13 protein-coding genes are annotated in these 15,190 nt (G+C 67.7%); all 13 read left to right on the top strand.

Translation table 11 applies throughout. The annotated features are described in order from the left end of the window. Positions 1-7: 7 nt before the first annotated feature. Positions 8-562: a NuoB/complex I 20 kDa subunit family protein gene (locus QGN31_RS06075; RefSeq protein WP_008259437.1), complete on the top strand. Its 555-nt coding sequence runs from the start codon at positions 8-10 to the stop codon at positions 560-562. Next, complete coding sequence (locus QGN31_RS06070; RefSeq protein ID WP_009955118.1) at positions 559-1,266, top strand: NADH-quinone oxidoreductase subunit C; 708 nt, start codon at positions 559-561, stop codon at positions 1,264-1,266. Before QGN31_RS06075 ends, QGN31_RS06070 begins: the two co-directional genes overlap by 4 nt. Then, positions 1,266-2,591 (top strand): NADH dehydrogenase (quinone) subunit D, encoded by a 1,326-nt coding sequence (gene nuoD, locus QGN31_RS06065; protein ID WP_008259439.1) that lies wholly within the window; start codon positions 1,266-1,268, stop codon positions 2,589-2,591. The genes QGN31_RS06070 and nuoD overlap by 1 nt, the downstream gene beginning before the upstream one ends. Beyond that, positions 2,588-3,346 carry an NADH-quinone oxidoreductase subunit NuoE gene (gene nuoE, locus QGN31_RS06060; protein WP_014942746.1) on the top strand — a complete coding sequence of 253 codons (759 nt, stop codon included), beginning with the start codon at positions 2,588-2,590 and terminating at the stop codon, positions 3,344-3,346. Before nuoD ends, nuoE begins: the two co-directional genes overlap by 4 nt. Then, on the top strand, positions 3,343-4,683 hold the full coding sequence (gene nuoF, locus QGN31_RS06055; protein ID WP_009955121.1) for an NADH-quinone oxidoreductase subunit NuoF: 1,341 nt from the start codon (positions 3,343-3,345) through the stop codon (positions 4,681-4,683). The genes nuoE and nuoF overlap by 4 nt, the downstream gene beginning before the upstream one ends. 7 nt (positions 4,684-4,690) lie before the next feature. After that, positions 4,691-7,105, top strand: a complete 2,415-nt coding sequence (locus QGN31_RS06050) for an NADH-quinone oxidoreductase subunit G (protein WP_014383097.1) — start codon at positions 4,691-4,693, stop codon at positions 7,103-7,105. 61 nt (positions 7,106-7,166) lie between these two features. Continuing rightward, positions 7,167-8,438 carry an NADH-quinone oxidoreductase subunit NuoH gene (gene nuoH, locus QGN31_RS06045; RefSeq protein WP_014712168.1) on the top strand — a complete coding sequence of 424 codons (1,272 nt, stop codon included), beginning with the start codon at positions 7,167-7,169 and terminating at the stop codon, positions 8,436-8,438. Between the two features lie 43 nt (positions 8,439-8,481). Beyond that, positions 8,482-8,976, top strand: coding sequence for an NADH-quinone oxidoreductase subunit NuoI (nuoI, locus tag QGN31_RS06040; protein WP_230487587.1), 495 nt, complete (start codon positions 8,482-8,484; stop codon positions 8,974-8,976). A gap of 32 nt (positions 8,977-9,008) precedes the next feature. Further along, the gene (locus tag QGN31_RS06035) at positions 9,009-9,797 is read left to right on the top strand and encodes an NADH-quinone oxidoreductase subunit J (protein WP_014712169.1); all 789 of its coding nucleotides are present in this window, start codon (positions 9,009-9,011) and stop codon (positions 9,795-9,797) included. Then, the gene (nuoK, locus tag QGN31_RS06030) at positions 9,794-10,093 is read left to right on the top strand and encodes an NADH-quinone oxidoreductase subunit NuoK (RefSeq protein ID WP_008259456.1); all 300 of its coding nucleotides are present in this window, start codon (positions 9,794-9,796) and stop codon (positions 10,091-10,093) included. Before QGN31_RS06035 ends, nuoK begins: the two co-directional genes overlap by 4 nt. A 10-nt stretch (positions 10,094-10,103) precedes the next feature. Continuing rightward, positions 10,104-12,005, top strand: coding sequence for an NADH-quinone oxidoreductase subunit L (gene nuoL / locus QGN31_RS06025; protein WP_014383100.1), 1,902 nt, complete (start codon positions 10,104-10,106; stop codon positions 12,003-12,005). A gap of 5 nt (positions 12,006-12,010) precedes the next feature. Beyond that, entirely contained in the window at positions 12,011-13,591 is a 1,581-nt protein-coding gene (locus QGN31_RS06020) for an NADH-quinone oxidoreductase subunit M (RefSeq protein ID WP_014712170.1), read from the top strand. Further along, complete coding sequence (gene nuoN / locus QGN31_RS06015; protein ID WP_009952984.1) at positions 13,588-15,177, top strand: NADH-quinone oxidoreductase subunit NuoN; 1,590 nt, start codon at positions 13,588-13,590, stop codon at positions 15,175-15,177. Before QGN31_RS06020 ends, nuoN begins: the two co-directional genes overlap by 4 nt. Positions 15,178-15,190 lie beyond the last annotated feature (13 nt).

Below are 15,190 nucleotides of genomic sequence, written 5' to 3'. Positions count from 1 at the left end.
GTAAGACGTGGGTCTTGAGGAACAGCTGCCCGGCGGGATTCTGCTGTCCACGGTCGAGAAGGTGGCGGGCTATGTCCGCAAGAACTCGCTGTGGCCGGCGACATTCGGGTTGGCCTGCTGCGCCATCGAGATGATGGCAACCGCCGGGCCAAGATTCGACATCGCTCGGTTCGGCATGGAACGCTTCTCGGCCACCCCCCGGCAGGCCGATCTGATGATCGTCGCCGGCCGGGTCAGCCAGAAGATGGCACCGGTATTGCGGCAGATCTACGACCAGATGGCCGAGCCGAAATGGGTGCTCGCCATGGGCGTGTGCGCGTCGTCGGGCGGAATGTTCAACAACTACGCGATCGTCCAGGGCGTGGATCACGTGGTCCCGGTGGACATCTACCTGCCCGGATGCCCGCCGCGGCCGGAGATGCTGCTGTACGCAATCCTGAAGCTGCACGAGAAGATTCAGGAGATGCCGCTGGGCGTCAACCGGGAAGACGCCATCGCCGAGGCCGAGCAGGCGGCGCTGTCGGCCCGGCCCACCATCGAGATGCGCGGACTGCTGCGATGAGTTCGCCGAATCAGGATCCACACGAGGCGATCGGCCGCGCCGACGAAGAAGTCATCGACGTGCGCCGCGGCATGTTCGGCGTCCAAGGCTCGGGTGACACGTCCGGCTACGGCCGGCTGGTGCGCGAAGTCCTGCTTCCGGGCAGCAGCCCGCGGCCCTACGGCGGCTACTTCGACGAGCTCGTCGACGGACTGGCCGAGGCCCTGAAAAAGGGCGGCGTCGAATTCACGGACGCGATCGAAAAAGTGGTGGTGTACCGCAACGAGCTCACCTTGCATGTGCGCCGGGAGGCGCTGCCGCAGGTCGCCCAGCGCCTTCGCGACGAACCGCAACTGCGCTTCGAAATGTGCCTGGGCGTCAGCGGGGTGCACTACCCGCACGAGGCCGGCCGCGAACTGCACGCGGTTTATCCGCTGCAATCGATCACGCACAACCGCCGCGTCCGCCTGGAAGTGTCTGCGCCCGACGATGATCCGCACATCCCGTCGCTGTTCGGCATCTATCCGACCACCGACTGGCACGAGCGTGAGACCTACGACTTCTTCGGCATCATCTTCGACGGTCACCCGTCGCTGACCCGCATCGAAATGCCCGACGACTGGCACGGACATCCGCAGCGCAAGGACTACCCCCTCGGCGGAATTCCCGTCGAATACAAAGGCGCACAGATCCCCCCGCCCGACGAGCGGAGAGCGTACAACTGATGAGCACCACCACCGAATCGACGCACGACGGCGCCGGCGAGACCCTCGTGGTCGCCGGCGGCCAGGACTGGGACAAGGTCGTCGAAGCCGCCCGCAACGCCGATCCCGGCGAACGCATCGTGGTCAACATGGGGCCCCAGCACCCGTCCACGCACGGGGTGCTGCGGCTGATCCTGGAAATCGAGGGCGAGACGGTCACCGACGCCCGCTGCGGGATCGGGTACCTGCACACCGGCATCGAAAAGAACCTCGAATACCGCTACTGGACCCAGGGCGTCACCTTCGTGACCCGGATGGATTACCTCGCACCGTTTTTCAACGAGACCGCCTACTGCCTGGGCGTGGAGAAGCTACTCGGCATCACCGACCAGATACCCGAGCGCGTCGACGTCATCCGGGTGTTGATGATGGAGCTCAACCGGATTTCGTCGCACCTGGTGGCCTTGGCCACCGGCGGCATGGAACTGGGCGCCATGACCCCGATGTTCGTCGGTTTCCGGGGCCGCGAGATCGTGCTGACCCTGTTCGAATCGATCACCGGCTTGCGGATGAACAGCAACTACATCCGGCCCGGCGGCGTGGCCCAGGACCTGCCACCGAACGCGCAGACCGAGATCGCCGAGGCCCTCGAACCGCTGCGCGAAGTGCTGCGCGAGATGAGCGGCCTGCTCAACGAGAACGCCATCTGGAAGGCCCGCACCCAGGACGTCGGCTACCTGGACCTGACCGGGTGCATGGCGCTGGGCATCACCGGGCCGATCCTGCGTGCCACCGGGCTGCCGCACGATCTGCGCAAGAGCGAACCGTACTGCGGATATGAAAACTACGAATTCGACGTAATCACCGAAGACACGTGTGATGCTTACGGGCGCTACATGATTCGTGTCAACGAGATGTGGGAGTCGATCAAGATCGTCGAGCAGTGCCTGGACAAGTTGAAGCCCGGCCCGACCATGGTCGAAGATCGCAAGATCGCCTGGCCGGCCGACCTGAAGGTGGGGCCGGACGGCATGGGCAACTCGCCGGAGCACATCGCCAAGATCATGGGCGGTTCGATGGAGGCCTTGATCCACCACTTCAAATTGGTCACCGAGGGCATCAGGGTTCCGCCCGGCCAGGTGTACACCGCGGTCGAGTCGCCGCGCGGGGAGCTCGGCGTGCACATGGTCAGCGACGGCGGCACCCGGCCCTACCGAGTGCATTACCGAGACCCCTCCTTCACCAACCTGCAGTCGGTCGCCGCGATGTGCGAGGGCGGGTTGGTCGCCGACCTGATCACCTCGGTCGCCAGCATCGACCCGGTCATGGGCGGGGTGGACCGGTGACCGGCCCGCAGGGACAGCCGGTCTTCCTGCGGCTCGGCCCGCCGCCGGACGAGCCCAACGCGTTCGTCGTCGAGGGCGCGCCCACGTCGTATCCGCCCGAGGTGCGGGCCCGGCTGGAGGTCGACGCCAAGGAGATCATGGGCCGCTACCCCGAGAAGCGCTCGGCGCTGCTGCCGTTGCTGCACCTGGTGCAGGCGCAGGATTCCTACCTGACGCCGGCGGGCCTGGAGTTCTGCGGTGAGCAGCTGGGACTCAGCGGAGCCGAGGTGTCCGCCGTGGCGAGCTTTTACACGATGTATCGCCGCGGCCCCACCGGCGACTACCTGGTAGGCGTCTGCACCAACACGCTGTGCGCCGTCATGGGCGGCGACGCCATTTTCGATGCCCTGAAAGAACATTTGGGCATCGGCAACGACGACACGACCGCCGACGGATCGGTCACCCTGCAACACATCGAATGCAACGCCGCCTGCGACTACGCGCCCGTGGTGATGGTCAACTGGGAGTTCTTCGACAACCAGACTTGCGAATCGGCACGCGAACTCGTCGACTCGCTGCGTTCCGGTGAGCCCAAGGCCCCGACCCGCGGCGCGCCGCTGTGCGCCTTCCGGGAGACGTCGCGCATCCTGGCCGGCCTGCCCGACGAGCGGCCCGACCAGGGGCAGGGAGGCGCCGGTGCGGCGACCCTAGCCGGCCTGAAGGTAGCCAAGGAACACGGCATGCAGGCGCCCGGCGCGCCGGAAGGCCAGCCATGACAACCACTTCCGAGACATCCGGCGCCACGCCGCTCACTCCGGTGCTCAGCCGCTTCTGGGACGACCCCGAGTCCTGGACGCTTGAGACCTACCGCCGGCACGGTGGCTACGAGGCGATGAAGAAGGCGCTGGCGATGGAGCCGGACGCGGTGATCGGGGTGGTGAAGGATTCCGGGCTGCGCGGGCGCGGCGGCGCGGGCTTCTCGACCGGGACCAAGTGGTCGTTCATCCCGCAGGGCGACACCGGCGCGGCCGCCAAACCGCACTACCTAGTGGTCAACGCCGACGAGTCGGAACCCGGTACCTGCAAAGACATTCCGCTGATGCTGGCGACACCGCACGTCCTCGTCGAGGGCGTCATCATCGCCGCCTACGCGATCCGGGCCAACCACGCGTTCATCTATGTGCGCGGCGAGGTGCTGCCGGTGCTGCGCCGCCTGCAGAACGCGGTGGCCGAGGCGTACGCCGCCGGGTACCTGGGCCGCGACATCAACGGCTCGGGATTCGATCTGGAGCTGGTCGTGCACGCGGGCGCCGGCGCGTACATCTGCGGCGAGGAGACCGCGCTGCTGGATTCGCTGGAAGGCCGACGCGGCCAGCCGCGGCTGCGCCCGCCGTTCCCCGCGGTGGCCGGCCTGTACGGCTGCCCCACGGTGATCAACAACGTCGAGACCATCGCGAGCGTGCCGTCGATCATCGGCAACGGCGTGGACTGGTTCCGCTCGATGGGAAGCGAAAAATCCCCGGGCTTCACGCTGTATTCGCTGTCCGGGCACGTCACCCGCCCCGGACAGTACGAGGCCCCGCTGGGAATCACGTTGCGGGAGTTGCTCGCCTACGCCGGCGGGGTGCGGGCCGGCCACCGGCTGAAGTTCTGGACGCCCGGCGGCTCGTCGACCCCGCTGCTGACCGACGAGCATCTCGACGTCCCGCTGGACTACGAGGGCGTGGGCGGCGCCGGCTCGATGCTGGGCACCAAGGCGCTGGAGATCTTCGACGAAACCACCTGCGTGGTGCGTGCGGTGCAGCGCTGGACGTACTTCTACAAGCACGAATCGTGCGGCAAATGCACGCCGTGCCGCGAGGGCACCTTCTGGCTGGACAAGATCTACGAGCGGCTGGAGGCCGGCACCGGCACCCACGAGGACCTCGACAAACTGCTGGACATCTCCGACTCCATCTTGGGTAAAGCGTTCTGCGCCTTGGGCGATGGCGCCGCCAGCCCCGTCATGTCGTCGATCCAGTACTTCCGCGACGAGTACGTCGCCCATGTCGAGGGCGGCGGATGCCCGTTCGACCCACGAGACTCCATGCTGATACCGAACGGAAAGGCATGACGAGCTGATGACGAGCCTTGCCAAAACCGAGACCGGCGACGAGGTGCGTCCGCCGGAGATGGTGACGCTGACCATCGACGGCATCGAAATCAGCGTTCCCAAGGGAACTCTGGTGATCCGGGCCGCCGAACTGATGGGCATCCAGATCCCGCGGTTCTGCGACCACCCGCTGCTGGAGCCGGTCGGCGCGTGCCGCCAGTGCCTGGTCGAGGTCGAGGGCCAGCGCAAGCCGATGGCCTCGTGCACCACCGTGGCCACCGACGACATGGTCGTGCGCACCCAGCTCACCTCCGAGGCCGCCGACAAGGCGCAGCACGGCGTGATGGAGCTGCTGCTGATCAACCATCCGCTCGACTGCCCCATGTGCGACAAGGGCGGCGAATGCCCGCTGCAGAACCAGGCAATGTCCAACGGGCGGGCCGATTCTCGCTTCACCGACGAGAAGCGCACCTTCGCCAAGCCGATCAACATCTCCTCGCAGGTTCTGCTCGACCGCGAGCGCTGCATCCTGTGCGCGCGCTGCACGCGGTTCTCCGAACAGATCGCCGGCGACCCGTTCATCGACATGCAGGAGCGGGGCGCCCTGCAGCAGGTCGGCATCTACGCCAACGAGCCGTTCGACTCCTACTTCTCGGGCAACACGGTGCAGATCTGCCCGGTGGGCGCGCTGACCGGGACCGCCTACCGCTTCCGGGCCCGTCCGTTCGATCTCGTCTCCAGCCCGAGCGTCTGCGAACACTGTGCCTCCGGATGCGCACAGCGCACCGACCACCGCCGCGGCAAGGTGCTGCGCCGGCTGGCCGGCGACGACCCGGAAGTCAACGAGGAGTGGAACTGCGACAAGGGCCGGTGGGCGTTCACTTACGCGACCCAGCCCGACGTGATCACCACTCCCCTGGTTCGCGACGCCGACGGCTCGCTGCAGCCGACCTCGTGGTCACACGCGATCGCCGTCGCGACGCAGGGCCTCGAGGCGGCGCGCGGGCGCACGGGGGTGCTGGTCGGCGGCCGCGCGACCCTGGAGGACGCCTACGCCTACTCCAAGTTCGCGCGAATCGTGCTGGACGGCAACGACATCGACTTCCGCGCCCGGCCGAGTTCGGCCGAGGAGGCCGACTTCCTGGCGGCCCGCATCGCCGGCAGGCCGATGACCGTCAGCTACGCCGATCTGGAGTCGGCGCCGGTGGTCGTGCTGGCCGGGTTCGAGCCCGAGGACGAGTCGCCGATCGTGTTCCTGCGGCTGCGCAAGGCGGCCCGCAAACGCGGGTTGCCCGTCTACGCGGTGGCGCCGTTCGCCACCCGGGCGCTGGACAAGATGTCCGGCCGGCTGATCAAGACCGTGCCCGGCGCCGAAGCCGCGGCGCTGGACGGGTTGGCCACCGGCGAGGTGGGTGACCTGCTGTCCACCCCCGGCGCGGTCATCATGGTCGGCGAACGCTTGGCCACCGTGCCGGGCGGATTGTCCGCTGCGGCGCGGCTCGCCGATACCACCGGCGCCCGCCTGGCCTGGGTGCCGCGGCGCGCCGGCGAGCGGGGCGCGCTGGAGGCCGGTGCGCTGCCCGGGCTGCTGCCCGGCGGCCGTCCGGTGGACGACGAGACCGCCCGGGCGCAGGTGGCGCGGGCCTGGAACGTGTCCGAATTGCCCTCCGGCCGTGGGCGTGACGCCGACGGCATCCTGGCCGCCGCCACCGACGGGACGCTGGGCGCGCTGCTGGTGGGTGGCGTCGAGCCCGACGACTTCGCCGACCCCGAAGCGGTGCTGGCGGCGCTGGACGGCGCCGGCTTCGTGGTCAGCCTCGAGATGCGGGACAGCGCCGTCACGCGGCGCGCCGACGTGGTGTTCCCGGTCGCGTCGACGACACAGAAGGCCGGCGCGTTCATCAACTGGGAGGGCCGCTTCCGGCCCTTCGACGCCGCGCTGCGCAACACCCAGGACGCCACCCAGTCCGACCACCAGGTGCTCGACGCGCTGGCCGACGAGATGGGCGTCTACCTGGGCATGTCCACCGTCGACGCGGCCCGCGAAGAACTGGCCGCGCTGCGGCACTGGGACGGCAAGCGCCCCGCGAGCCCGGACGTCGCGGCGCCGCAGCCACCCGAGGTCGGCGCTGGCGAGGCGGTGCTGGCCGGCTGGCGGATGTTGCTGGACAACGCCCGAATGCAGGACGGTGAGCCACATCTGGCGGGAACGGCCCGCAAATCCGTCGTGCGGCTGTCCGCCGACACGGCCGCCGAGATCGGCGCCGCCGAGGGCGACGCGGTGACCGTCAGCACGTCACGCGGGTCCATCAGCCTGCCGCTGCTCGTCACCGACATGCCCGACCGGGTGGCGTGGCTCCCACTCAACTCGTCGGCGTCGGCGGTGTACCGCCAGCTCGGGGCAACCCCCGGCAGCACAGTGAAAATCGGAGTGGGCAAATGACTCGCGCCGGCGACGATGCAGAGCGAAGCGATGAGGAGGAGCGGCGCACATGACCACCGGCTTGACGGTCTTCGGGCACGACACCTGGTGGCTGGTGCTCGGCAAGGCCCTGGCCATCTTCGTGTTCCTCATGCTCAACGTGCTCGTCGCGATCCTGCTCGAACGCAAGATCCTCGGCTGGATGCAGCGCAGGCCCGGACCGAACCGGGCGGGACCCTGGGGCGTCCTGCAGAGCCTGGCCGACGGAATCAAGTTGGCGCTCAAGGAAACGATCACGCCCGGTGGTGTCGACAAGTTCGTCTACTTCGCGGCGCCGGTCATCTCCACGATCCCGGCGTTCACCGCCTTCGCGTTCATCCCGTTCGGCCCGGTGGTGTCGGTGTTCGGCCACCGGACGCCGCTGCAACTGACCGACCTCCCCGTCGCGGTGCTGTTCATTCTGGGGCTGTCGGCCATCGGGGTGTACGGAATCGTGTTGGGCGGCTGGGCATCCGGGTCCACCTATCCACTGCTGGGCGGGGTGCGCTCCACCGCCCAGGTCATCTCCTACGAGGTGGCGATGGGACTGTCGTTCGCGGCGGTGTTTCTGTACGCCGGCTCCATGTCGACGTCACAGATCGTCGCCGCGCAGGACCGGGTCTGGTACGTGTTCCTGCTGCTGCCGTCGTTCGTGATCTACCTGATCTCGATGGTCGGCGAAACCAACCGGGCGCCCTTCGATTTGCCCGAGGCCGAGGGTGAACTGGTCGCGGGATTCCACACCGAGTACTCGTCGCTGAAGTTCGCGATGTTCATGCTGGCCGAGTACGTCAACATGATGACGGTGTCCTCGCTCGCCACCGCCTTGTTCTTCGGCGGCTGGCATGCGCCGTGGCCGCTGAACATGTGGGCCGGCGCCAACACCGGGTGGTGGCCGGTGCTGTGGTTCACCGCCAAGATGTGGACCTTCTTGTTCATCTACTTCTGGCTGCGGGCCTCGCTGCCCCGGCTGCGCTACGACCAGTTCATGGGCCTGGGCTGGAAGCTTTTGATCCCGGCCTCGCTGGTCTGGGTGCTGATCGCGGCGGTGGTCCGCACACTGCGCAACCAGGGGTATCAGCACTGGACCCCGGTACTCGTGGTGAGCAGCATCGTGTTCGCCACGGTCCTGGTGATGTTGCTGCGAAAACCGTTCAGCGCGCCGGGGATTCGCGCGCTGGAGCGCCAGCTGCGGCGTCAGGCGAAGAAGGTGCCGGCCGCATCGATCTCCACACCGGTATTCCCGACACCGCCGCTGCCGGCGAAAGAGATGAAGTCGCTGGCGGCGGCGAGCAAGGAGGAAGCACGTGGCTAAATTCTTGGACGCCGTGGCCGGATTCGGCGTGACGCTGGGATCGATGTTCAAAAAGCGCGTCACCGAGGAGTATCCGGAAAAGCCGGGCCCGGTCATGCCCCGCTATCACGGGCGTCACCAGCTGAACCGCTACCCCGACGGCCTGGAGAAGTGCATCGGCTGCGAACTGTGCGCGTGGGCGTGCCCGGCCGACGCGATCTACGTCGAGGGCGCCGACAACACCGAGGAACTCAGGTACTCCCCCGGGGAACGCTACGGCCGGGTGTATCAGATCAACTATCTGCGCTGCATCGGCTGCGGCCTGTGCATCGAAGCCTGCCCGACCCGGGCGCTGACGATGACCAACGACTACGAGATGGCCGACGACAATCGCGCCGACCTCATCTACGAGAAGGACCGGCTGCTGGCCCCGCTGCTGCAAGACATGCTCGCGCCGCCGCATCCCAGGGCCGAGGGCGCCACCGACAAGGACTACTACCTGGGCAACGTGACCGCACACGGGCTGCGGGACAACCAGCACGCCGGAGACTCCCGGTGACCGGTTTCGCGGGCCACGCCGTCACGTCCGTGATGGCATCCAGTTTCGCCCACGACACCATCGCTCGAACCTCCACCGGCGAAGCGGTGACGTTCTGGGTGCTGGGGGCGCTGGCGGTGATCGGTGCGCTCGGGGTGGTGTTGGCGGTCAACGCCGTCTACTCGGCGATGTTTTTGGCCATGACGATGATCATCCTGGCGGTGTTCTACATGATCCAGGACGCGTTGTTCTTGGGCGTCGTTCAGGTCGTCGTCTACACCGGCGCGGTGATGATGCTGTTCCTGTTCGTGCTCATGCTCATCGGCGTGGACTCCGCCGAATCGCTGCGGGAGACGCTGCGGGGCCAGCGCGTCGCCGCGGTGGCCGCCGGTGTCGGGTTCGGCATCCTGCTCATCGCCGCCATCGGCAACGTGGCCACGGGCGGCTTCGCCGGGCTGACCACCGCGAACGCCGCCGGCAACGTGGAAGGGCTGGCGGCGCTGATCTTTTCGCGCTACCTGTGGGCATTCGAACTCACCAGCGCGTTGCTGATCACCGCGGCCGTCGGGGCCATGGTGCTGGCGCACCGCGAGCGTTTCGAACGCCGCAAGACGCAACGCGAGCTCTCCCAGGAACGATTCCGGCCCGGCGGGCACCCCACCCCGCTGCCCGGCCCCGGCGTGTACGCCCGCCACAACGCCGTCGACGTGGCCGCGCTGCTGCCGGACGGCTCGTACTCGAAGCTGTCGGTGTCGCCGATGCTGCAAAGCCGCGGCGCCGACGGCAAGAAGACCCCGTCCCCCGAGGCAAGCTCGGGTCTGTCACAAGGCGGTCCGTCGTGAATCCCGCTAATTACCTGTACCTTTCGGCGCTGCTGTTCACCATCGGGGCCGCCGGTGTGTTGCTGCGCCGCAACGCCATCGTGATGTTCATGTGCGTCGAGCTCATGCTCAACGCCGTCAACCTCGCGTTCGTCACGTTCGCGCGGATGCACGGCCACCTGGACGGACAGATGATCGCGTTCTTCACGATGGTGGTGGCCGCCTGCGAGGTGGTCATCGGCCTGGCCATCATCATGACCATTTTCCGTGCCCGCAAATCGGCGTCCGTCGACGACGCGAACCTACTCAAAGGCTGAAGAGCGCCACGTGACGAATCTTATTGGGACTCAATACAGCTGGCTGCTGGTCGCGCTGCCGTTGGCGGGTGCCACCATCCTGCTGTTCGGCGGGCGGCGCACCGACCGCTGGGGACATTGGCTGGGCTGCGCCACCGCGCTGGCGGCATTCGCCCTGGGCCTGAGCCTGCTGGGCGAGTTGCTCGGCCGCCCCGCCGACGACCGCGTCATCCACCAAAAGGTGTTCAGCTGGATCCCGGTCGGCCAGCTCCAGGTCGACCTCGGGCTCCAGATCGACCAGCTGTCGGTGTGTTTCGTGTTGCTGATCTCCGGGGTCGGCTCACTGATCCACATCTATTCGGTCGCCTACATGGCCGAAGACCCCGACCGCCGGCGGTTTTTCGGCTACCTCAACCTGTTCCTCGCCTCGATGCTGCTGCTCGTGGTCGCCGACAACTACGTGGTGCTCTACGTCGGCTGGGAAGGGGTGGGCCTGGCGTCCTACCTGCTGATCGGGTTCTGGTACCACAAGCCGACCGCCGCCACCGCCGCCAAGAAGGCTTTCGTGATGAACCGGGTCGGCGACGCCGGGCTGGCGCTCGGAATGTTCTTGATGTTCAGCACTTTCGGCACGCTGTCGTACGCCGGGGTGTTCGCCGGGGCGCCGGCCGCAGGGCGGGGCGCGCTGACCGCGATGGGACTGTTGCTGCTGCTGGGCGCCTGCGCCAAATCCGCGCAGGTGCCGCTGCAGGCCTGGCTGGGTGACGCCATGGAGGGCCCCACCCCGGTGTCCGCGTTGATCCACGCCGCCACCATGGTGACCGCCGGGGTGTATCTGATCGTGCGGTCCAACCCGCTGTACAACCTCTCGCCCGACGCGCAACTGGCGGTGGTCGTCGTGGGTGCGGTCACGTTGCTGCTCGGGGCGTTCATCGGCTGCGCCAAGGACGACATCAAGCGGGCGCTGGCGGCCTCGACGATGAGCCAGATCGGTTACATGGTGCTGGCCGCGGGCCTGGGTCCGGCCGGCTACGCGTTCGCGATCATGCATCTGCTCACCCACGGCTTCTTCAAGGCCGGGCTGTTCCTGGGATCCGGCGCGGTGATCCACGCGATGGACGAAGAGCAGGACATGCGCCGCTACGGCGGCCTGCGCGCCGCGCTGCCGATCACGTTCGCCACGTTCGGCCTGGGATACCTGGCGATCATCGGTGTGCCGCCCTTCGCGGGCTACTTCTCCAAGGACGCCATCATCGAGGCGGCGCTGGCCGCCGGCGGCGTCCGGGGTTACGTGCTGGGCGCGGCGGCGCTGCTGGGCGCGGGCGTCACCGCGTTCTACATGACCCGCGTCATGCTGATGACCTTTTTCGGTAAAAAGCGCTGGGCGCCCGGCGCCCACCCGCACGAGGCGCCCGGCCTGATGACGTGGCCCATGATCCTGCTGGCGATCGGCTCGGTGTTCTCCGGCGGCCTGCTCGCGGTCGGTGGCACCTTGGCGCGCTGGCTCGAACCGGTCGTCGGGAAACACGAAGAAGTCACCCACGCGTTCCCGGTCTGGGTGAGCAGCGCGCTGGCACTGGGTGTGGTCGCCATCGGGATCGCCGTCGCCTACCGGCTTTACGCCACCGCGGACATCCCCCGGGTGGCCCCCCTGTCGGTCTCGCCCCTGACGTCGGCCGTCCGCAAGGACTTCTACGGCGATGCCCTCAACGAGGAGGTGTTCATGCGCCCCGGTGCGCAACTGACCCACGCGCTTGTCGAAGTCGACAACGCGGGCGTCGACGGCTCGGTCAACGCGCTGGCGGCGCTCGTGAGCCAGGCGTCGAATCGGCTGCGGGGCCTGCAAACCGGCTTCGCCCGCAACTACGCACTGTCGATGCTGACGGGCGCGGTGCTGGTGGTCGCGCTGATCCTGGCGGTGAAACTGTGGTGAACCCGATGACCTCGGTTCCATGGCTCAGCGTGCTGTGGCTGGTGCCGCTGGCCGGAGCCGTGCTGATCATCCTGATGCCACCCGGGCTGCGGCAGCTCGCCAAGTGGACGGGCCTGGTGTTCGGCGTCGCGACCCTGGCGGTCGCGATCGTCGTCACCCTCGGGTTCAAGACCGGCGGCGCCCCGTATCAGTTCGTCGAAAAGCACCAGTGGATCCCGGCTTTCGGGGCCGGCTACACCCTGGGCGTCGACGGCATCGCGGTGGTGCTGGTGCTGCTGACCGCGGTGCTGATCCCGGTGCTGCAGATCGCCGGCTGGAACGACGGGGGCCAGCGCACGCGCGGCGTGCACGCCTACGTCGCGCTGACGCTGGCCATCGAATCCATGGTGCTGATCTCGGTGATCGCGTTGGACGTGCTGCTGTTCTACGTGTTCTTCGAAGCCATGCTCATCCCGATGTACTTCCTGATCGGCGGCTTCGGCGGGGGGTCGGGCCGCTCACGTGCGGCCGTGAAGTTCTTGCTGTACAACCTGTTCGGCGGGCTGATCATGCTGGCCGCGGTGATCGGGCTGTATGTGGTGACCTCGCAGCACGGGTCGGGCACGTTCGACTTCCGTGAGATCGTCGCCGGCGTCGCCTCCGGGCGCTACGGGGCGGATTCCGCGGTGTTCAAGGCGCTCTTCCTGGGCTTCATGTTCGCGTTCGCGATCAAGGCCCCGCTGTGGCCGTTCCACCGCTGGCTGCCCGACGCCGCGGTCGAGGCCACCCCGGCCACCGCGGTGCTGATGATGGCCGTGATGGACAAGGTCGGCACCTTCGGCATGCTGCGCTACTGCCTGCAGCTGTTCCCCGATGCCTCAACGTATTTCCGCCCGCTGATCGTCGTGCTGGCGGTCATCGGGGTGGTCTACGGGGCGATCGTCGCCATCGGCCAGACCGACATCATGCGCCTGATCGCCTACACGTCGATCTCGCACTTCGGGTTCATCATCCTCGGCATCTTCGTGATGACCAGCCAGGGCCAGAGCGGGTCGACGCTGTACATGCTCAATCACGGGCTGTCCACGGCGGCGGTGTTCCTGATCGCCGGCTTCCTGATCTCGCGGCACGGCAGCCGGGCGATCGCCGACTACGGCGGCGTGCAGAAGGTGGCGCCCATCTTGGCGGGCACCTTCCTGGTCTCCGCCATGGCCACCCTGTCATTGCCCGGCCTGGCCCCGTTCATCAGCGAATTCCTGGTCCTGCTGGGAACTTTCAACCGGTACTGGCTGGCCGCCGGATTCGGCGTCACCGCGCTGGTGCTGTCGGCCGTGTACATGCTGTGGCTCTACCAGCGCGTGATGACCGGGCCGGTGGCCACCGGCAACGAGAAGATCGGCGACCTGAGGGCGCGCGAATTGATCGTCGTCGCACCGTTGATCGCGCTGCTGCTCGTGCTCGGGATCTATCCCAAGCCCGTCCTCGACATCATCAATCCGGCCGTCGAGAACACCATGACCACCATCGGCCAGCACGACCCCAAACCGACGGTGCCGGTGGGCAATCCCAGGCCGGCCCAAGCCCGGACCGCTGAAGGACCGCGATGACCCTCCCCACCCCCAGCATCCAGTACTTTCTGCTGTCCCCGACCCTCATCGTGTTCGGCATCGCCGTGGTGGGGGTCCTCGCCGAAGCGTTCCTGCCCAGGCGCATCCGCTACGCCGGCCAGGTGACGCTGGCCCTCGGCGGCTTGATCGCGGCGTTCGTCGCCGTCGTCGCCGTGAGCCGCTCGATCAAGAGCTCGGGGCGGGCCGCGGTCCTGGGCGCCATGGCCATCGACCGTCCGACGCTGTACCTGCAGGGCACCGTGCTGCTGGTCGCGGTGATGGCCGTCATCTTCATCGCCGAACGGACCCAAACCAAAACGGAGAGCAAGGTTTCCGTCGCAACGGGCGCCGGCGGCACGGGAGGCCTGGACTCGTTCACCCCGCAGGCGTCGGCGGTGCCCGACAGCGACGCGGAGCGGGAGGCCGAGCGGGCCGGAGCCGCCCAGACGGAGCTCTTCCCGCTGGCGATGCTGTCGGTCGGCGGCATGATGGTCTTTCCGGCGTCCAACGACCTACTGACGATGTTCGTCGCGCTGGAAGTGTTGTCCTTGCCGCTGTACCTGATGTGCGGCCTGGCCCGCCACCGTCGCCTGCTGTCGCAGGAAGCGGCCATGAAATACTTTCTGCTGGGCGCGTTTTCGTCGGCCTTCTTCCTCTACGGTGTGGCGCTGCTCTACGGCGCGACCGGCACGCTGCTGCTGACCGGTATCCGCGACGCGCTGGCCACACGCGGCGACAGCTCGCTGGCGCTGGTCGGTGTCGCGCTGCTGTCGGTCGGTCTGCTGTTCAAGGTCGGCGCCGTTCCGTTCCACTCGTGGATTCCCGACGTGTACCAGGGCGCCCCCACCCCGATCACGGGATTCATGGCGGCGGCCACCAAGGTGGCGGCGTTCGGCGCGCTGCTTCGGGTGATCTACGTGGCGCTGCCGCCGCTGCATGACCAGTGGCGGCCGGTGCTGTGGACGATTTCCATCCTGACCATGGTGGTGGGGACCATCACCGCGGTGAACCAAACCGACGTCAAGCGGATGCTGGCCTACTCCTCGGTCGCCCACGTCGGATTCATCCTCACCGGCGTCATCGCCGACAACCACACCGGACTTTCCTCCACATTGTTCTATTTGCTCGCCTACAGCTTCAGCACCGTGGGCGCGTTCGCCATCGTGGGCCTGATTCGCGACGACGACGGTGTCGAGGATGCCGCGCTGTCGCACTGGGCCGGGCTGGGACAGCGCTCCCCCATTGTGGGCGTGATGTTTTCGATGTTCTTGTTGGCGTTCGCCGGCATCCCGCTGACCAGTGGATTCGTCAGCAAGCTCGCCGTGTTCAAGGCCGCCGCCCAGGGGGGCGCCGCGCCCCTGGTGATCGTCGGTGTGGTCGCCAGCGGTGTCGCCGCCTACTTCTACGTGCGGGTGATCGTGTCGATGTTCTTCACCGAAGCCACCGAGGACACCCCGCACGTGGTGGCGCCGGGCATCCTGAGCAAGGCCGCGATCGCGGTCTGCGCCGCGGTCACCGTGGTGTTGGGCATCTTCCCGCAGCCGCTGCTCGACCTGGCCGATCACGCCGCGCACCTGCTGCACTGACGGTGACCGACGT

The organism is Mycobacterium sp. 2-64 (assembly GCF_035918375.1).
Taxonomy (GTDB): domain Bacteria; phylum Actinomycetota; class Actinomycetes; order Mycobacteriales; family Mycobacteriaceae; genus Mycobacterium; species Mycobacterium intracellulare.
This window is presented reverse-complemented; position numbering and strand designations above follow the sequence as displayed.